Origin of the sequence: Vreelandella salicampi (assembly GCF_013415105.1) — a bacterium.
Taxonomy (GTDB): domain Bacteria; phylum Pseudomonadota; class Gammaproteobacteria; order Pseudomonadales; family Halomonadaceae; genus Vreelandella; species Vreelandella salicampi.
Genome location: NZ_JACCDF010000002.1, coordinates 232,242 through 250,321, shown reverse-complemented (window position 1 = coordinate 250,321; position 18,080 = coordinate 232,242). Strand labels below are relative to the sequence as shown.

At 58.5% G+C, this 18,080-nt stretch carries 15 protein-coding genes and 2 tRNA genes; 3 read left to right on the top strand and 14 right to left on the bottom strand.

From position 1 onward, the window contains the following. Positions 1–31: 31 nt before the first annotated feature. Positions 32–1,030, bottom strand: a complete 999-nt coding sequence (locus tag HZS81_RS03990; RefSeq protein WP_179929257.1) for an outer membrane protein assembly factor BamC — start codon at positions 1,028–1,030, stop codon at positions 32–34. 77 nt (positions 1,031–1,107) lie between these two features. After that, complete coding sequence (gene dapA / locus HZS81_RS03985; RefSeq protein ID WP_179929256.1) at positions 1,108–1,992, bottom strand: 4-hydroxy-tetrahydrodipicolinate synthase; 885 nt, start codon at positions 1,990–1,992, stop codon at positions 1,108–1,110. A 238-nt stretch (positions 1,993–2,230) separates the two neighbouring features. On the opposite strand from dapA, the gene HZS81_RS03980 reads away from it, so the two are divergent. After that, positions 2,231–2,716 carry a peroxiredoxin gene (locus tag HZS81_RS03980; RefSeq protein WP_179929255.1) on the top strand — a complete coding sequence of 162 codons (486 nt, stop codon included), beginning with the start codon at positions 2,231–2,233 and terminating at the stop codon, positions 2,714–2,716. A gap of 75 nt (positions 2,717–2,791) precedes the next feature. Here the strand turns inward: HZS81_RS03980 and HZS81_RS03975 are convergent, their stop codons facing one another. Together HZS81_RS03975 and HZS81_RS03970 are read right to left on the bottom strand one after the other, a co-directional pair. Continuing rightward, positions 2,792–3,916: an AI-2E family transporter gene (locus HZS81_RS03975; protein ID WP_179929254.1), complete on the bottom strand. Its 1,125-nt coding sequence runs from the start codon at positions 3,914–3,916 to the stop codon at positions 2,792–2,794. Next, a complete protein-coding gene (locus tag HZS81_RS03970) occupies positions 3,913–4,176 on the bottom strand; it encodes a sulfurtransferase TusA family protein (RefSeq protein ID WP_241697357.1) in 264 nt (87 codons plus the stop codon). Before HZS81_RS03970 ends, HZS81_RS03975 begins: the two co-directional genes overlap by 4 nt. A 191-nt stretch (positions 4,177–4,367) precedes the next feature. Here HZS81_RS03970 and HZS81_RS03965 point away from each other — a divergent pair, with 191 nt between their 5' ends. Beyond that, positions 4,368–5,846 carry a M48 family metalloprotease gene (locus HZS81_RS03965; protein WP_179929252.1) on the top strand — a complete coding sequence of 493 codons (1,479 nt, stop codon included), beginning with the start codon at positions 4,368–4,370 and terminating at the stop codon, positions 5,844–5,846. 36 nt (positions 5,847–5,882) lie between these two features. Here the strand turns inward: HZS81_RS03965 and nadA are convergent, their stop codons facing one another. The 10 genes from nadA to purL form a co-directional block, all read right to left on the bottom strand. Continuing rightward, a complete protein-coding gene (gene nadA, locus HZS81_RS03960) occupies positions 5,883–6,911 on the bottom strand; it encodes a quinolinate synthase NadA (RefSeq protein WP_179929460.1) in 1,029 nt (342 codons plus the stop codon). Positions 6,912–7,175: 264 nt separating this feature from the next. Then, positions 7,176–7,251 (bottom strand) — tRNA-Lys (locus tag HZS81_RS03955). 40 nt (positions 7,252–7,291) lie between these two features. Then, a tRNA-Lys gene (locus HZS81_RS03950) sits at positions 7,292–7,367 on the bottom strand. Between the two features lie 77 nt (positions 7,368–7,444). Next, positions 7,445–8,341: a 23S rRNA pseudouridine(2605) synthase RluB gene (rluB, locus tag HZS81_RS03945; RefSeq protein ID WP_179929459.1), complete on the bottom strand. Its 897-nt coding sequence runs from the start codon at positions 8,339–8,341 to the stop codon at positions 7,445–7,447. Continuing rightward, positions 8,325–9,107 (bottom strand): SMC-Scp complex subunit ScpB, encoded by a 783-nt coding sequence (gene scpB, locus HZS81_RS03940; protein ID WP_179929251.1) that lies wholly within the window; start codon positions 9,105–9,107, stop codon positions 8,325–8,327. Before scpB ends, rluB begins: the two co-directional genes overlap by 17 nt. Further along, positions 9,104–10,045, bottom strand: coding sequence for a segregation/condensation protein A (locus HZS81_RS03935; RefSeq protein WP_179929250.1), 942 nt, complete (start codon positions 10,043–10,045; stop codon positions 9,104–9,106). Before HZS81_RS03935 ends, scpB begins: the two co-directional genes overlap by 4 nt. A gap of 2 nt (positions 10,046–10,047) precedes the next feature. Then, positions 10,048–10,296: a DUF2442 domain-containing protein gene (locus HZS81_RS03930; protein WP_179929249.1), complete on the bottom strand. Its 249-nt coding sequence runs from the start codon at positions 10,294–10,296 to the stop codon at positions 10,048–10,050. After that, positions 10,280–10,522 (bottom strand): DUF4160 domain-containing protein, encoded by a 243-nt coding sequence (locus tag HZS81_RS03925; protein WP_179929248.1) that lies wholly within the window; start codon positions 10,520–10,522, stop codon positions 10,280–10,282. The genes HZS81_RS03930 and HZS81_RS03925 overlap by 17 nt, the downstream gene beginning before the upstream one ends. A 62-nt stretch (positions 10,523–10,584) precedes the next feature. Beyond that, positions 10,585–12,432 carry a DNA repair helicase RadD gene (gene radD, locus HZS81_RS03920; RefSeq protein WP_179929247.1) on the bottom strand — a complete coding sequence of 616 codons (1,848 nt, stop codon included), beginning with the start codon at positions 12,430–12,432 and terminating at the stop codon, positions 10,585–10,587. A gap of 17 nt (positions 12,433–12,449) precedes the next feature. Next, positions 12,450–16,418 (bottom strand): phosphoribosylformylglycinamidine synthase, encoded by a 3,969-nt coding sequence (gene purL, locus HZS81_RS03915; protein ID WP_179929246.1) that lies wholly within the window; start codon positions 16,416–16,418, stop codon positions 12,450–12,452. Positions 16,419–16,614: 196 nt separating this feature from the next. Between purL and mltF the strand changes: the two genes are divergently transcribed. Next, positions 16,615–18,078: a membrane-bound lytic murein transglycosylase MltF gene (gene mltF, locus HZS81_RS03910; protein ID WP_179929245.1), complete on the top strand. Its 1,464-nt coding sequence runs from the start codon at positions 16,615–16,617 to the stop codon at positions 18,076–18,078. Positions 18,079–18,080: the final 2 nt, after the last annotated feature.

The following is an 18,080-nucleotide window of genomic DNA, read 5'->3' as shown; positions in this document are numbered from 1 at the left end:
AGGCTCCGAGAGAGTCGAAGGGGTAAATAATTTAGCGTAAATAACCAGCCACGCGCTCTAACAACTCACGCTGATGCTCGGCGCTGAGATCACGCTCGCCAGCATTTTGCGCACGCAGTACAACCTGTTCGCCACGGGGTTCAAGCGCCAGGCGCACCCGGTAGGGCGAGGTATTGGTCAGCGGGTTCATCATCCGCGTCCACAAACCGAAATCACGCAGCTCGCGCGGCGTGTAATCCACCACAAAGGCATACTCAGATGGGCGTGCTTCAATCAGCTCGCGTTGACCCTCGACGTCAAAATCCAACGCAAGAAAATGGTCGAGCTCTGCCCAAACACGGTCGGCCTGATACGGAATGTTTACCGCCCACTGCCCACCTTCTTGGCGGAACGACAGCGATTTTTGATCGGCATAGCGCTGGGCATTGAGCGACGATGACAGCGTACCCTTTGTACTCGCGCGCGCGCTGAGGTAGTCGTCAAGCGCGTTAAGGCAGTTCGCAAGCGGAGTGCCTTGTTGTTCACAACGCACTTCGCTGTGCCCAGCACGCAATGCGCTTTGCAGGCTGATTTGCCCCTGCGCCAGGTTGATAACCCCTTGCGAGGGGCTGACCCGAGTCACATCAACCGGCTGGGAGCGCACAAACGACTCAAGCAGCGGCCAAACTGTGCCCGCGTCTGCCGCAACCACCAGCCAGCGCCGATCACCAATTTCCCGCGACTCAACAAACGCTGACTCGATGCCGCCGGCAAGGGTGAGCGGCTGCGGCGGGCGCACGTCGCTGGGTTCACTTAAACGCGATGGGCTCGTCACCTCGGGCACCGGCAGCGCATCACCGTAGCGCTGGGAGTTCCGGGTTTCGGGCAGGCTCAGCGGGGGTCCTGGCTCGACATCAACATAATCGAGGTTGCGATCATCATAGAAGCCTTCGCGCGCGCAGCCTGACAGCGCCATCGCCGTTACCAGAGCCAGCGGGATCCATTTAAGCGCGGGGATTTTAAACGCCGAGATTTTAAGCGCAGAACTCATCAAGCCACCTTAGTATTCAAAAAATGGAGGCCAGGCACACGCTTTAGCACCAAGCCAACGTGAACGCCTCGACAGGATTACTCCTCAACCACACCGGCAAGCTGAAGTGCCTCGCTCACGGTGGCGTGGTACTTTTCGGACAACCACGTCAGGGGTAAGCGGATGCCGGCATCGGCGTAGCCCATGCGATTGAGCGCCCATTTCACCGGAATCGGGTTGGACTCAATACCCAAGTTGGTGTGCAGCGGCATTAAACGGGTGTTGATCTGGTGCGCTTTGTCAGCGTCCCCGGACACCGCGGCGGCGCAGAGATCGTGCATCGTTTTAGGGGCGACATTGGCCGTCACCGAAATATCGCCATGACCGCCCATCAGCATGAAATCACAGGCGGTGGCATCGTCACCGGAGTAAAGCATAAAGCCACTGCCTTTCACGCGGCTGATCAAATCTTCAGCGCGCTCCAGGTTACCGGTGGCGTCTTTCAGGCCGATAATATTCTCTACCTCGGCCAAGCGGACCACGGTCTCGTTGTAGAGATCGGAGCAAGTACGGCCCGGCACGTTGTACATAATCACCGGCAGTTTGCTGCCTTCGGCTACCGCTTTGAAATGCTGGTACAAGCCTTCTTGGGTCGGCTTGTTGTAGTACGGGCAAACCGAAAGGCAGTAATCCGCGCCCACCTCTGAAGCGTAACGCGCCAGTTCCACCGCTTCGGAAGTGGCGTTTGCTCCCGTACCGGCAATCACGGGAATACGTCCGTTGACTTCCTCCACGACGCTTCGAATCACGTCAAAGTGCTCGGCAAATGACATGGTCGTGGGCTCGCCGGTTGTCCCCGCGGCCACAATGCCATCGGTCCCGTTTTCAAGGTGGAAGTTCACCAGACGACGAAGCGCCTCCCAGTCGATGTCGCCATTGACCTTCATCGGCGTCGCTAGGGCGACAATGCTGCCTGTGATCATCCGTTTTTTCCTCAACGTCAAATAGGAGTATGAGTGCGCCGCGTGCGACGAACAATAAGTACAAATGGTACTCAGGCGGCTCGACCCTGTACAGCGCAAAGCGGCCGGCTTGAGCATATTTCACTGTCGCGCTTGTATTTTGCCCACGCGCACCTGCTATTTTTGCGCGCCTCTCTTTGACAGCGCAACGCTCCTTGCGTGTAATCATACGGTCTTTGACCTTAATGAGGAGTCCGCTATGAGCGTTGAGATTGACCACCCCGTTCCTGATTTTTCCGCCCCGGCTACCGGCGATAAAACCGTTACGCTATCCAAGCTACGCGGTCAGCAGGCCGTGGTGTATTTCTACCCTAAAGCCAGCACCCCTGGCTGCACCACGGAGGGCGGCGACTTTCGCGACCGAAAACCACAGTTTGACGCCGCTAACACAGTGATTATCGGCGTCTCGCGCGATGGCATTCGTGCCCAAGAAAATTTTAAAGCCAAACAAGATTTTAACTTTGACCTGATTTCCGACAAAGACGAAACCGTCTGCCAGCTATTTGACGTCATCAAGCTCAAAAAGATGTACGGCAAAGAGCATCTCGGCATCGAGCGCAGCACGTTCTTGATCGACTCGGACGGCAAACTTGCGCAAGAGTGGCGCGGTGTCAAAGTGCCCGGCCACGTGGATGAGGTGTTAGACGCAGCGAAAGCGCTCAACAACGGATCACTTAACAACTAAGCATTCAACAACGAAGCACACAGTCCTTTATACCCTCAGCGGTCAGCGTGCGACAGCATCCGCACGTTGACCGCACTAAAGCGCTGCCGACTCATCCTCTTTTACGCGTTGAGGCACCTCCTTTCCTCGCCCTTCGCCGCGGTCATGTAACCCACGCGGCCACGCATATACCAGCGCTTTAAGCAGCGTTGCCAGCGGGATGGCGAAGAAAATGCCCCAAAAGCCCCAGATACCGCCAAAAAATAGCACAGCGACAATAATCGAGACTGGGTGAATATTGTTCGTTTCCGAAAACAAAATTGGCGACAGCACATTTCCGTCGAGCGCCTGAATGACACCGTAGGCAATCAACACATAAACAAACGCATCACTAATACCGAAGTGAAACCCTGCAACCGCCGCCACCGGAAGCGTGGCCACTGCCGCGCCGATATAGGGCACAAGCACGGAAAACCCCACTAATACGGCTAAAAGCGCCGAATACGGCAACCTAAAATAGGCAAAGGTGAAAAACGCAACCGACCCCACGATAATGATTTCAATGAACTTACCGCGGATATAGTTGGCGATTTGTGCATCCATTTCGTGCCAGATGCGCGTCATTAAATCGCGCTTTTGCGGCAGCAATGAGAGGATAAACCCCACCAACTTGTCGCGATCCTTGAGCATGAAAAAGACCAGAATAGGCACTAAAACAAGGTAGATGATCAGCGCCATAATGTTGCCAAGCGAAGCCAGCGAAAGCGTTAATGCCCGCTGCCCTAGCTGGCTGATTTCGCGGCTGGCAACGCCAATCCAACTCTGCATTTGATCCGGCGTGATCAAGTTGGGGTAGCGCGACTGCAGCTCATCCAACCAATCTTGGCCACTGGCAAACATTCTGGGCGTCTCTTGCACCAGCCCCACCAGCTGGTTCCAAATTAACGGCATGAGAATGAACGCCAAGGTCAACAAGACACTGATAAAAGCCAAGAAGACGATCACAACGGCCAGCAGGTGCGGCACACGTCGGCGCGTTAACGCGCTCACCGCCCCCTGCAACAGAAAGGCTATAATGAGTGCAGTAAAAAAAGGTGCCAACATGCGACCAAACCAGATAATGGCCGCAAAACCTGCGACCAATACCAGCAGCAGGATGATCGCCTCTTCATCAGAAAAATAGCGCTCTATCCAACTTTTAAAGATGGTGCGCATGGTCATGACGCACTCACCCCCGCCTTACGAATCCAGTAATAATAGACGCCTTCACGCTCCTCGCGTGCCTCTAACGTATGTGCACTCTGCTCAGTGAATGATGCCATATCGCGCCATGACCCGGCATCGGTTGCGCGAACCTCAAGCAGCTTGCCTTCTTCTAAAGAAGCCAACTTTTGTTTTGCTTTGAGTAGCGGCAGCGGACAGTGCAAACCGCTCGCATCCAACAGCGCATCAGGCTCGCCGATACTACGTGATTCCGTCATCGTCTCTTTCGACATTCCCAACCCCGCTATATTGTGCATTTATGTGGCATGATGCGAGACATCAATACCCAAAGCCAAACGGTTACGATTTAACGGCACTTCTCACCGTGAATCAATGTCACATTGTTGGCTACGTCGTCGTCAACACGGCTGACGTAACCGAGCTGCTTATCATCATGCAAGAGGATGCTATGCCACGTTTTCGTCTCGCTCGCTATGGGTGGCTTTGTGCCGCTGCCCTGACAGCCAGTACGCTATTTTACAGCACAGGCGGCGCGGCACAGGGTGTCTATCCATCAGGCGACTACCAACTGCCCACGTTAAGCACCGCTTCATCAACGGCAACCAGCGAAGAGACCCGCTTAGGCCGCGCTTGGTTGCGGCAGTTCCGCGCTCAAGCGCCGCAATGGCAGGACCCTATCGTCCATCACTACCTTGATCGCTTAGTCGCACGCTTGGCCCCACACAGCCATATTAACGGTATCGATACTGTCACGGTGATGGTCGATAGTCCCTCGCTGAATGCGTTTGCCGTGCCGGGCGGAGTGATTGGCGTAAATGCGGGGCTATTCGCCTTTGCTGAAGATGAGGGCGCCTTTGCCTCGGTGATCGCCCATGAGCTGGGCCACATCGCCCAGCGCCACTACGCGCGTGGTACGGCCCGCGCCGAGCAAACCCAAATCCCCGCCATGGCGGCCATGCTTGCGGGCATGATAATTGCTGCCAGTGGCGCAGGCGATGCGGGTATTGCGGCGGCGATGGGTTCGCAGGCAGCGCTTTTGCAAGATCAGCTCACCTACTCGCGGCGTTATGAAGAAGAAGCTGATCACGTCGGCCTACAAGCACTTGCGGCTGCAGGTTACGACCCCGATGCGATGGTGCGGATGTTTCGTGAAATGCAGCGCATGGCAAGACTGCAAGGCGGCACCCCGCCTGAGTTTCTGCTCACCCACCCCATCAGTGAAAACCGCCTAAGCGATACACAGGCCCGTGCCGCGCAACTTGACGTGACCGATTCGCGCCGTAGCGATACGCTCTATGACATGATGCGCGGCCGGGCACTTTTGCATATTCACGCCAACGACCCGCAGCAAGCCATTACACGCTTGCGCCAAGAAAACGCCGACGGTGCCGCCATTACCTACCTTGACGCGCTCATTGCCGCACGTAACGGGCACACCGATCAGGCACTTCAAACACTCGACCGCCTATCGCGCACGCACCCAGATTATACCGCCCTGCCCGCCTCTGCTGCCCAAGTTGCCTTAGAAGAGCGCCGCTTTGAGGATGCCATTGAGCGCAGCCAGCATTTGCTTCGCTTGATGCCAGGCTACCTGCCGGCTCAGCTGATTCTTGCCGAGGCGCAGCTGCAGCGCGACCCATCTGCGGCGTTTGACTTGCTGCGTGACATTACCGCCGAGCACCCTGAGTCGCCGCAAGCCTTCAACTTGCTGGCCGAAGCCGCCGGGCGCAGCAATCATAGTGGTTGGGGGCATTTAGCCCGCGCGGAGTATTTACAACTCACCGGCCGTGTGGACCGCGGTATTCGTCAGCTTGATATCGCACGCGATGCCGCCGAGCAAGAGAACGACACACGAGTGTTGGGGCGCATCGAGCAGCGCCGCGAGGCATTTATTCAATACCGCGAGGCGCTCGATAAGTTTCGCTAGGGGGTTAGAGCGCTGGGGGTTAGAGGCTGATAGCGATTAGCGCTGAAAGTTAAGCATGCGCTCTAACGGCCTGAGCGCTTGTTGGCGTAGCGTGTCATCGACAAACACTTCGCCGGTGCCTTCGCGCAGCGAGCCAGCGAGATTGTCCAGCGCGTTCATCGCCATCCACGGGCAGTGCGCGCAGCTGCGACAGGTCGCGCCGTTGCCGGCGGTGGGGGCTTCAAACAGCGTCTTCTCCGGCACCGCTTGCTGCATTTTAAAGAAGATACCGCGGTCGGTGGCCACGATCAGCTTATCGTTGAGCAGCGTTTGTGCGGCCTTGATCAGCTGCGAGGTCGAACCCGCCACATCGGCAAGCTGAACCACCGACTCGGGCGATTCGGGGTGAACGAGCACCGCCGCGTCCGGGTAAAGGCGCTTTAAATCTTCTACACCTTTGGCTTTAAACTCTTCGTGGACGATACAAGCACCATCCCACATCAGCATATCGGCGCCGGTTTTTTTCTGGATATAGCCACCCAGGTGTTTATCCGGTGCCCACAGGATTTTTTCGCCTTTGGCCTGCAAGTGCTCGATCACCTCCACCGCAATAGAAGAGGTCACCACCCAATCCGCGCGCGCCTTAACCGCCGCCGACGTGTTGGCGTAGACCACCACGGTTCGGTCAGAATGCTGATCGCAGAAGGCGCTGAATTCATCCGCCGGGCAGCCGATATCCAGCGAGCAAGTCGCCTCTAGCGTGGGCATCAACACGCGCTTTTCCGGGGAGAGAATCTTGGCTGTCTCGCCCATAAAGCGCACACCCGCGACCACTAAGGTCGTCGCGTCGTGGCGGGCGCCAAAGCGTGCCATTTCGAGAGAATCCGCCACACAACCGCCAGTCTCTTCGGCCAACTGCTGAATGGCATCGTCGGTATAGTAGTGCGCTACCAGCACGGCGTTGTGCGCTTCTAGCAGGCGCTTAATTTCTTCAACACGCGCCTCATCTTCCGCGGGAATCCGCGTGGGGCAATATGCACTAGGGAGCTGCGTATCGAGCTCCGCTTGAGAAGTCATAATCGTCATCGTGTCTACCACTGTGACAAACAGGGAATCCCCCTGCTGAACATCGACCGCAGCGTATGCACTCCGCACGCGCCACGCCTAAGCGGCCAGCCGTTGCGTCTCTCGCGATGGATGGCCTGATCGTTTCGTGATTTTAGACTATTCTGCTAGCAAAATGTTGCATGCTGCAAGGGCAATTGTCATATGCATGTCACGTAACGACCCTACGTTTTCCGTCCCCACAGCAAAACGCCCCTGACAGCAAGCTGCCAGGGGCGTTGAATCTGGTGGGTCGTGTAGGATTCGAACCTACGACCAATTGATTAAAAGTCAACTGCTCTACCAACTGAGCTAACGACCCTTTCGAGCTTCTTTACATAAAGTCTTGCAACATCCGGGATTGGTGGGTCGTGTAGGATTCGAACCTACGACCAATTGATTAAAAGTCAACTGCTCTACCAACTGAGCTAACGACCCGCCCGAACGGATGCATATCTTACGGATACGGCGTGGCATCCGCAAGCCTTTTCGTCTTTCTCTTTGCTTTTTATTGCTTAGCGTCGCTTATTTTTATGCGTCGTTTTATGCATACCGGGCTTACGCATGGCTTGAACCGGACGACGTTTGTTCTTGTCGCGGCTCCAGCGGTTTTTCTCATCCGGCGTCAATTCCGGCACTTTGCGCGATTCAAGACCCGCCAAGGTGGCCAGGTCATCGACTTCATCCTGACCCAGCTCCACCCACTCACCCGCTTTGGCGCGCTTATCGAGGAAGATGTTGCCGTAGCGCACGCGCTTCAAGCGGCTCACCGTCAGCCCTTGCGACTCCCACAGACGGCGCACCTCACGGTTGCGGCCTTCCAAAATGACCACGTGGAACCAGGTGTTAATGCCTTCGCCGCCGAATTCCTGCACGTCAGTAAAGCGCGCGGGGCCGTCTTCCAGCATTACACCGTCGACCATTGCGACGAGGTGCTCTTTTTTCACCTCGCCCATTACCCGCACGGCGTATTCGCGCTCGACCTGGGTAGAGGGGTGCATCAGCCGGTTGGCTAGCTCGCCGTCGGTGGTGAAGAGCAACAGGCCGCTGGTGTTGATATCCAGCCGGCCAATGGCAATCCAACGCTCGCCTTTCAAGCGCGGCAGGCGGTCGAACACGGTGCGACGCCCTTCTGGGTCTTTGCGCGTGCACAGCTCGCCTTCGGGCTTGTTGTACATGATCACACGGCGTGGCGTTTCTTCTTCAGTGCGCAGGGTGACAGGGCGCTCATCAAAGGTCACCTTGTCTCGCAGCTCGACGCGATCGCCGAGTTTCGCGACCTGATTATTCACCCGCACCCGGCCGTCGGCGATGGCTTTTTCCATCTCACGGCGCGAACCTAGCCCCGCGCGTGCGAGGACTTTTTGCAGCTTTTCGCTGGTGACGGGGGAGGTGTTACTGTCCTGATTCATGCTCATCTGATGTCTCTTCTGTCGACGTGCGTTCGGGCTCATCGCCGCGCTGCGCACGTGCCGCTAGCCGTGCTTCCAAATCGGCAAAGCTCAGCGGCGAGTTTAACGCCGTCTCGGCGTGTGGGTCGGCCTTCTCGGCCGTCTCAGGGGGCGCATCCTGCCCCGTTTTATCGTCGGCGTCTAGGGGTAATTCTGCAGCGCCGCTGTCTGGGCTTTCGCCATCCACCGTCGCCGCTGCCGTAAGCGCATGCATCGGCGGCAGCGCGTCCAAGGTTTTCAGGCCGAAGTCGTCTAAAAAACCGCGCGTGGTGGCGTAAACCGCCGGACGACCCGGCACATCGCGATGCCCTACCACACGAATCCAGCCACGCTCCATCAGCGTGCGAACAATCGAGCTCGACACGCTTACCCCGCGCACCTCTTCGATATCACCGCGGGTCACCGGCTGGCGGTAGGCAATCAGCGCCAGCGTCTCTAATAGCGCCCGCGAGTAGCGCTGTGGGCGCTCGTCCCACAGCCGCGATACCCAGGGGGAAAGCCGTGGGCGAATGCGCAGCTGATAGCCCGAGGCTGTTTCGATGAGTTCTAACGCGCCGTTAGCGTGGCGGCGTTCCAAGCGCGAAAGCGCCTGTTTGATATCGCCTCGCGGCGGGCATTCGGCATCCAGAAACAGCGTTTCTAACCGCTCAAGCGCTAGCGGCTCACCGGCGGCGAGCAGCGCGGCTTCGAGAATATCGTCTAAGGTCGTTGCCCCGTGATCGCTCATGTCATGTCCTCGAACGGGGTTTCATCAAAGGGGCTTTCATCAAAAGAGGTTTCATCAGCAACGCCTTCACCGCTTTCCGTCACCTCGATAGGTCCTTCTGGCGCCACTTGCCGTGCTCGTACGTGGATGGGTGAAAGCGGGGCATTTTGTACAATTTCGATCATCGCTTCTTTGGCCAGCTCCAAAATGGCCATAAACGTGACCACTACCCCAGCGCGGCCCTCTTCCAGAGTAAAAAGCGCTTCAAAGGGCGTATAGCGGCTGGGCGCACGCTGCAGCTGATCCATGATCGCAAGCATTCGTTCACGGGTGGAGAGCACTTCGCGGGTGATATGGTGCGTCTGGGTCAGCTCGGCGCGTTTGAGAAGCCCGGCGAGTGCGCCGAGAAGCTCGTCCAGCTCGACCTCGGGGTGAACGACGCGTGATTCCAATGGCGGCAGCCCCGCTTGCACGCTGAACCAATCGCGCCCCATGCGCGGCAGCGTATCGAGCGATTCCGCTGCTTCTTTGAGGCGTTCGTACTCTTGCAACCGCCGGATGAGTTCAGCGCGGGGGTCTTCCTCGTCGTCGCCCTCCTCCTTGGGCGGGCGCGGCAGTAGCGTGCGCGATTTGATCTCGGCGAGCATCGCCGCCATCAGCAGGTACTCACCGGCCAACTCAATTTCCATCGCCTTCATCAGCTCGACGTATTCGATGTACTGATGGGTAATAGCGGCGACGTTAATGTTAAGGATATCCAGGTTTTGGCGCCGGATGAGGTACAAGAGCAGATCCAGCGGCCCTTCGAAGGCCTCCAGAAACACCCGCAGCGCTTCCGGCGGAATATACAAATCCTCCGGTAGCTTTGTAATAGGCTCATCAAACAGCCGCGCCACCGCTTGTGTCACAGCGGCGTCGCTGTCGGTTATCGGTTCACTGATCTCAGGCGTCTCGCTCACGCTTATGCAACAGCTTGTCGATGGCGCGTCATATCACCGCGCCCAGCCAACAAACCGTCGACGGAAATGTCTTCATCTAGCAGATCCCAATGAATCCCTCGGGCACTCAACTCGTATTGCCTTCGCTGGTTTGTCGTTGCATTAAGCAGTCTCGGATACCAGGCGAGTGGCACACCGAGGGTTCGTCCGTCACTTAACGCTACCCAAAAATTATCGTCATCGAAGGTCACGCTTTTAGGAGAAGTAGTCATGCCAGGCGTCCTCCAGGCGGTTACGGTGCTGTACTACCATTGAGTTGATGTTACGCAACTCTTTGGCATCAAACCCATCATTTTGCGCCAGCTGTACGTCAGGCGACAGCCAAAACTTCGCTTCCGAACCTGCTTTGAAAACATGGATATGGGCAGGCTCCAACGGGTCACCTTCGTTTGAATAGAAAAAGAACTTGAATCCTTGCAAGCGCAGAACCACGGGCACGGTGTACTCCCTGTGTAATGGCTATCGTTTGGAACGAAGGTGATACAAAACTAGCTTTAATGCTACCTTGCCTCCACCGCTTTGCGAAAGCGCCCTTGGTAGTCAAACAGCTTATCGCGGATTTGAAAATGCCGCCCTACCTTGCGGCCGACGACAAAATCCGGGTGGCGTAAACGGCGCTGCTCACTTAACACCTCTTCAGGCGTCGTTGGCTGCCATCCACTCCCGGGGGCACGTAGGTGGTCGCGCAGAAAAGCGACGTAAAACGCACGCCGTTGGGCCGGCGTCTCCAGCGCAAACCACTCGGCGAGGGTGATGCCATCTTCATCGAAATACGTCACTTTCAAGCGCGGCAACCCCCGCCCGTTGGCGGTGGTTTCTAGCTGCATGCCGGCCACGCGCAGCACCCGGGCGTCTTTAAGTTTTAAGGCATCTTTGAGCTTGTCGTCGGCGTCCACCAAAAGCTGTTGGCAACCGTGGCAGCGCCGCGCGGCGATGTCGTTTTCAGCGCCGCAGTCGCTGCAAACCTTAAAGCGGAAACGAAACTCACATTGCTTTTTATAAGCGCCCGATGCCGCGCCAAGGTTGTTGCTGTCACTCTCGACCAAGCCTTGGCAGCGACGGCCAAAATGCTCAATTACGAGTTCACCGTCGCGTTTGCCCCAGAACAGATTGGCGTGGCCGCAGTTAGGGCACTCCACCTGTACCGGTTCGCTGTCGCCATCGGGCTTGGGTTCGCCCACTTCCGGCGCGTAAAGATCCCAAGGGTTGCCCGCGTAGTCGAGCACCAGGCACTCCTCCTTGCCCGGCGAAAGACGCAGGCCGCGCCCGACAATCTGCTGGTAGAGACTCACCGACTCGGTGGGCCGCAGTATGGCAATCAAATCCACATGCGGCGCATCGAACCCGGTCGTAAGCACGGCGACGTTAACCAGGTACTTAAGTTCTCGCGCTTTAAACGCCTCAATCAAGCGCGTGCGCGTTTCAGACGCCGTTCCACCGGTGATCAGCGCCGCTTGTTCCCTGGGCAGATAGCCCATGATCTCTTCGGCGTGGGCGACCGTCGCGGCAAAGATCATCACGCCTTCTCGCTCACGCGCGTGCTCAATGATATCAGCGATAATCTGCGGCGTGGCGCGGTTACCCGCGACCACACGGTTTAAATCCTCCTCACGAAAAACGCCGTGGCTACCCGGCGCCAGCGCCGAGAAATCGTAGTGCGCCACCGCCATATCGCGCCGCTCGGGCCTTGCCAGATAGCCCTGCTTGACCATCAGACGCAGCGGCTGCTCGAACACGCAGTCGCGAAAGAAGCAGTCGTCACTTCCGCGCACCATGCCGTGGTGGTGACGATGGTAGATAAACCCCTGCCCCAGCCGGAAGGGCGTCGCGGTTAACCCCAAAATCTTAAGCGTAGGGTTCTGGGCGCGCAGGTGATCGATCACTTGGCGGTAACTGGCGTTGTCATCCAGCGAGACACGGTGGCATTCGTCAATCACCAGCAGGGTAAAGCCAGCGTCCTCAAAGCTTGCCAAGTTGCGCACCACCGATTGCACCGAGCCAAACACCACTTGGCGCGCGGCCTCTTTGCGCTTTAGCCCGGCGCTAAAGATATCCGCCTTTAAGCCGTACGCCTCAAACTTGGCGTGGTTCTGTTCCACTAGCTCACGCACATGGGCCAGCACCAACACCCGCCCCTTCGCCAAACGCGCAAGCTCCGCGATCACCAACGATTTTCCGCTCCCGGTGGGCAGCACCACCACGCCGGGGTCGCTCGATTCGCGAAAATGCTTCACCACACGCTTAACCGCCTCGCGCTGGTAAGGGCGCAAGCATGGTGGCGAAGACGTAGATGACGAAGACAGGGAAGGCGGCCCGATGGCCGCCTTCTGGTCGTGGCTGACAGGCATCGTGTTAGTTAACCACGTTAGCCGAGCCAAACGCGGGCGTTGCGGAATAGCCGCAGCCAAGCGCCGTCTTGGGTCCACTCAGTGGGGCGCCAGGAGTTGGTGACCGCGCGGGTCACGCGCTCTGGGTGCGGCATCATGATGGTCACGCGGCCGTCGGGGGTGGTTAGGCCGGTAATCCCCGAGGGCGAGCCGTTAGGGTTAGCCGGGTAGCGTGTGGTGGCTTGGCCATAGTTATCGATGTAGCGCAGCGCCACCTGTTGGCTCGACTGCATGTTGCGCAGATGGGCGCTGTCGCGGAACGCAGCGCGGCCCTCGCCATGGGCGACGGCGATGGGCAGTTGGGAGCCCTCCATGCCAGCGAGCAGAATCGACGGGCTTTGCTCTACGCGCACCATCGCCACCCGCGCTTCAAACTGTTCGGACTCGTTACGCAAGAAGGTGGGCCAATCTTGCGCGCCGGGAATCAGCGACTTCAGCTGCGATAACATCTGACAGCCGTTACATACGCCCAGCGAGAAGCTGTCGTCGCGCTGGAAGAAGCGGGCGAACTGCTCGCGGGCACGCTCGTTAAACAGCACCGATTTCGCCCAGCCACCGCCAGCGCCGAGCACGTCGCCATAGGAGAAGCCGCCACACGCCACCAAGCCCTTGAACTCGTCCAGCGAGACTCGGCCTTCGAGGATATCACTCATGTGTACGTCGACCGCGTCAAAGCCCGCTTTATCGAACGCCCAGGCCATTTCCACCTGGCCGTTGACGCCCTGCTCGCGCAACACCGCCATCGCCGGCTTGGCCGTGTTGACAAACGGCGCGGAAATATCCTCGTCGACATCAAACGTTGGCGTCGCCGAAAGCCCGGGGTCGCGAGCATCCAGCAAGTTATCGAACTCGTTCTTGGCGCATTCGGGGTTATCACGCAGCGCCTGCATGCGGTAGCTGGTCTCCGACCAAGTGCGCTGCGTCAACTGGCGAGTGGTTTCGAGCAGCGGTTCTTCAAACAGCGTCACGCGTACCTGATCGTCGTAACGCGGGCGGGCGATGACGCCGCAGGTTTCAATCCCTGCCATGGCGAACTGCGTCAACGCCGCTTCGGTATCGGCACGCTTGACCTGAATCACCGCCCCCAGCTCTTCCGAGAACAGCGCATTGAAGGCTTCTACCGGCTCGTCGATCAGCCAGTCGAGCTTGATCTCAAGGCCCGCGTGAGAGGCAAACGCCATCTCCAACAGCGTCACCAGCAGGCCGCCGTCGCTGCGGTCGTGGTAGGCGAGCAGCTTGCCGTCGCGGTTTAAGCCCTGAATCACCTCGAAAAACGCTTTGATATCTTCCGGGTCATCGACATCCGGGCACTCATTGCCAACTTGGCCGTAAACTTGCGCCAAGGCCGAGCCGCCGATGCGGTTTTGGCCGTTGCCCAAATCGATCAGGATCAGGTCGGATTCTTCCTGATCCAAGTTGATTTGGGGAGTGAGCGTGGCCATGGCATCGGTTACCGGGGCGAAGCCGGTCACCACCAGGGAGAGCGGCGAGGTGACGCTTTTCTCCTCGGTTTCGCCTTTGGCGTTCTCCGCTTGCCAGGCGGTACGCATCGACATCGAATCCTTGCCCACCGGAATGGCAATGCCCAGCGCCGGGCAAAGCTCCATCCCCACGGCATGCACGGCGTCATACAGCGCCTGGTTCTCGCCGGGGTGGTTAGCGGCGCTCATCCAGTTGGCGGAGAGCTTGATATCACTGAGCTTGGCAATCGGCGCGGCGGCGAGGTTGGTGATCGCCTCCGCCACCGCGAGACGCGCGCTCGCCGCCGGGTTAATCAGCGCCACCGGCGGGCGCTCGCCCATCGCCATCGCCTCACCGGCGTGAGTGTCGAAACTTGCCGTGGTCACCGCGACATCGGCCACCGGCACCTGCCACGGACCGACCATCTGGTCGCGTGCCACTTGGCCGGTAATCGAGCGGTCGCCAATGGTGATCAAAAAGCTTTTGGACGCCACCGTTGGCAGGCGCAGCACGCGAACCATCGCTTCGCGCAAATCCAAGTTATCCAGCATCACGCCGGAAAGCTCGGGCGTGTGGCGGCTGAATTCGCGCTGCATTTTGGGCGGCTTGCCGAACAACACGCTCATGGGGAGATCGACGGGCTTGGTCTCGTCGGTCTGCGCCTCGAAGTGGCCATCGCGGACTTCCAAGTGGTGCGCTTCCAGCGCTTCACCCACCACGGCGTAGGGGCAGCGCTCTCGCTGGCAAAGGGCGTCAAAGGTGTCGATATCTTCCGCTGCTACGGCGAGTACGTAACGCTCTTGCGACTCGTTGCACCAAATTTCCAGCGGGCTCATGCCGGGCTCGGCGTTAGGCACGGCGCGAATATCAAATAATCCGCCGCGGCCGCCATCTTTCACCAACTCCGGCAAGGCGTTGGAAAGCCCACCGGCGCCGACGTCGTGGATAAAGCGAATGGGGTTTTGCTCCCCCAATGCCCAACAGCGATCGATGACTTCTTGGGCGCGACGCTCGATTTCGGGGTTTTCGCGCTGTACCGAGGCAAAATCGAGATCGGCGCTCGATACCCCGGAGGCCATGCTCGAGGCCGCGCCGCCGCCGAGGCCAATCAACATCGCCGGGCCGCCCATCACGATCAGCTTACCGCCCACCGGGATATCGCCCTTTTGAACGTGATGAGGGCGGATATTGCCGTAGCCGCCAGCGAGCATGATGGGTTTATGGTAGCCACGCCGCTCGATACCGCCTTCGTTGAGCGACTCCTGTTCGTAGGTGCGGAAGTAGCCGGTGAGATTGGGGCGGCCAAACTCGTTGTTAAACGCCGCGCCGCCAATCGGGCCCTCGAGCATAATGTTCAGCGCCGACTCCATCCGCTCTGGCTTGCCGTAATCAAACGCCTCCCACGGCTGAACAAACTCAGGAATACGCAGGTTGGAGACGGTAAAGCCCGAAAGACCCGCTTTGGGCTTGCCGCCGATACCGGTGGCGCCTTCGTCGCGAATCTCGCCGCCGGAGCCGGTCGCCGCCCCCGGAAACGGCGCAATCGCCGTGGGGTGGTTGTGGGTCTCTACTTTCATCAGGATATGGATCGGCTCCTGATGGGTGGTGTACTGCGCGCGCTCATCATCCGCACCGGTTAACGGCGTGGGGAAAAAACGCCCCGCGTGAGAGCCCTTGATCACCGCGGCATTATCGCTGTAGGCGGAAAGAATATTATCCGGCGAGGAAGCAAAGGTATTCTTGATCATCTTGAACAGCGAATGCGACTGCGCTTCGCCGTCGATCACCCAGTCGGCGTTGAATATCTTATGCCGGCAGTGCTCGGAGTTAGCCTGAGCAAACATCATCAGCTCGACATCGGTGGGGTTGCGATCAAGCTCGATGAACGCCTCCACCAGATAGTCGATTTCGTCATCGGCGAGAGCAAGGCCCAACTCACGATTGGCGGTTGCCAGCGCCTCACGTCCGCCATTGAGCACATCCACCCGGCCCAGCGGCGCCGGCTCGTGATGGGCAAAGAGCTTCGCCGCATCAGAGGCGTCAAACAGCACGGTTTCGGTCATGCGGTCGTGCAAAAGCGCCACCAGGGCGTTGAACGCGTCTTCATCCGGCGGCGAGCTGAATGCAATGCGGTAATCGATACCGCGCTCGATACGGGCCACGTCGCTCACGCCACAGTTGTGGGCGATATCGGTCGCTTTCGATGACCAGGGCGACTGCGTGCCGATGCGCGGCACCACCAGAAAACGCTGCGCGCCGTTTAGTGGCTCAACCGGCTCGCTGCTGTGTATGCCATCGTCTTTGGCATAATCCAGCAGCTGTACCAAACGCTCGCGAGTGGGTTCGGTTAACTCACCGTGATGGTCAATGAAATGGATGTAGTCCGCTGTAAACGCCTCAACCTCGGGCACACGTTCACGCAGCGTTTCCAGTAGCCGAGCATGACGGAAAGCAGATAGGGCGGGCGCGCCTCGCAGTTCGAGCATATCAGGGAGCCTCTAAAGCAGGAAAAGGTTCTGGGTAACGTTCAAGCAGGAAATCACCAGGCCGCAGGGCGACCCTCTTTTATGACACTGATTGAGCCCTATGATACTGGAAAGCGTGGAACACACGAAATCGGCAAGATGACAGCCAGGCTCGGCCTGGGTATCGTGACGTCATGACCCATGCCGATAAGATGCCATGACAACGCTGATTTACCGCCACTTTTCGGCCCTGTCCAGCTTCTACTACGCGCTTATTGCCGTCGTGTTGCTGGTGATGGTGCCGACGATTTCGCTCACCCCGCCCGGCGAGCACTTAAACCAAATTCACGACCGCGATTTTATGACGGTGCACACCCGCACCTCACCCACGACCTACTATGAGGGGCGCCGCGGCCCGACGGGGTTTGAGTACGAGCTGATGCGCCGCTTCGCCGACTATTTAGGAGTGAGCCTAAACCTCGACGCGAGCCACCACGTGGACAGCGTGCTCCCTGCCGTGCGTGAACGGGGCGATCTTGGCGCGGCGGGGCTGCCGCTTGCGCCTGACACACCGGGCATTCACTTCACCCGGCCGATTATTAACATGCAGCCGCTTTTGGTCTATCGCCGGGGGATTTATGGCATTGACGAGCCAGCCGATTTGATCGGCTTGGAAATCGGTACCTTAAGCGCCTCGGGCACATCGGCCAACCTGCGCGAGTTACAGGCCGATTACCCTGCGCTGAGCTGGAAAGAGTCCAACGAGCTCGAAGTGGCCGAGCTCATGGCGCAAATCGAAGACGAAAGCCTTGATGCGGCGGTGATCTATGATCATCAATTTCGTCTCAACCGGCTTTTTTTTCCCAACGTCGAGCGAGGCTTTTTCATTGGCGAACCCATTTCCATGGCGTGGGCGGTACCCAGTGGGCGTGGGCTGGGCTTTTTACAAGCTGCCAACCGCTTCCTGGAAGACCTTCAGGGGAGCGGCATGCTCGATCGTCTCAAGTCGCGCTATTTCGGCCACGACGATTATTTGGAGTACGTGGGCACCCGCACGTTTTTATCCCACCTAGATTCGCGCCTGCCGCGCTATGAGGGGCTGTTCAAGCAAGCCGCCCGCAAGACCGGCTTTGATTGGAAGCTGCTTGCCGCCCTCGGGTATCAAGAGTCGCACTGGGACCCGGATGCAGTCTCCCCCACCGGCGTGCGCGGGCTGATGATGCTTACCCGCCCCACGGCGAAAGAGGTGGGGATCGAAAACCGCCGCGACCCGGCACAGAGTATCGACGGCGGCGCGCGCTATTTACGCAGCATTCACGACCGCTTGCCTGAGAGCATTACCGGCGATGACCGTTTGTATATGGCGATGGCATCGTACAACGTCGGCCTGGGGCATCTTTATGACGCGCGTAAAATCGCGGAAATGCGCGGCGACAACCCGGATAGCTGGGCGGATGTGCGCGAGGCACTGCCCCTTTTGCAACAGCGCGAATGGCATAGCAAAACGCGCCACGGCTACGCCCGCGGTGGGGAACCCGTGATCTATGTGCGTAACATCCGTCGCTACTATGAAATGATCGAGTACATTGAGCGTAGCCGGCGGCAGTTCTTCCAACTTGAGCAAACGACGGTCAACGATGAGGGTCTGCTACTCTTTGACCCTGTGCCGCCGCTTAATTAATC

Excerpts from the sequence above, each read along its gene's own strand:
- purL (WP_179929246.1), bottom strand. The coding sequence starts at position 16,418 with ATGCTCGAACTGCGAGGCGCGCCCGCCCTATCTGCTTTCCGTCATGCT.
- HZS81_RS03930 (WP_179929249.1), bottom strand. The coding sequence starts at position 10,296 with ATGACTACTTCTCCTAAAAGCGTGACCTTCGATGACGATAATTTTTGG.
- dapA (WP_179929256.1), bottom strand. The coding sequence starts at position 1,992 with ATGATCACAGGCAGCATTGTCGCCCTAGCGACGCCGATGAAGGTCAAT.
- HZS81_RS03980 (WP_179929255.1), top strand. The coding sequence starts at position 2,231 with ATGAGCGTTGAGATTGACCACCCCGTTCCTGATTTTTCCGCCCCGGCT.
- mltF (WP_179929245.1), top strand. The coding sequence starts at position 16,615 with ATGACAACGCTGATTTACCGCCACTTTTCGGCCCTGTCCAGCTTCTAC.
- scpB (WP_179929251.1), bottom strand. The coding sequence starts at position 9,107 with ATGAGCGATCACGGGGCAACGACCTTAGACGATATTCTCGAAGCCGCG.
- HZS81_RS03990 (WP_179929257.1), bottom strand. The coding sequence starts at position 1,030 with ATGAGTTCTGCGCTTAAAATCTCGGCGTTTAAAATCCCCGCGCTTAAA.
- nadA (WP_179929460.1), bottom strand. The coding sequence starts at position 6,911 with ATGACGATTATGACTTCTCAAGCGGAGCTCGATACGCAGCTCCCTAGT.
- HZS81_RS03975 (WP_179929254.1), bottom strand. The coding sequence starts at position 3,916 with ATGACCATGCGCACCATCTTTAAAAGTTGGATAGAGCGCTATTTTTCT.
- radD (WP_179929247.1), bottom strand. The coding sequence starts at position 12,432 with ATGCCTGTCAGCCACGACCAGAAGGCGGCCATCGGGCCGCCTTCCCTG.
- HZS81_RS03970 (WP_241697357.1), bottom strand. The coding sequence starts at position 4,176 with ATGACGGAATCACGTAGTATCGGCGAGCCTGATGCGCTGTTGGATGCG.
- HZS81_RS03965 (WP_179929252.1), top strand. The coding sequence starts at position 4,368 with ATGCCACGTTTTCGTCTCGCTCGCTATGGGTGGCTTTGTGCCGCTGCC.
- rluB (WP_179929459.1), bottom strand. The coding sequence starts at position 8,341 with ATGAATCAGGACAGTAACACCTCCCCCGTCACCAGCGAAAAGCTGCAA.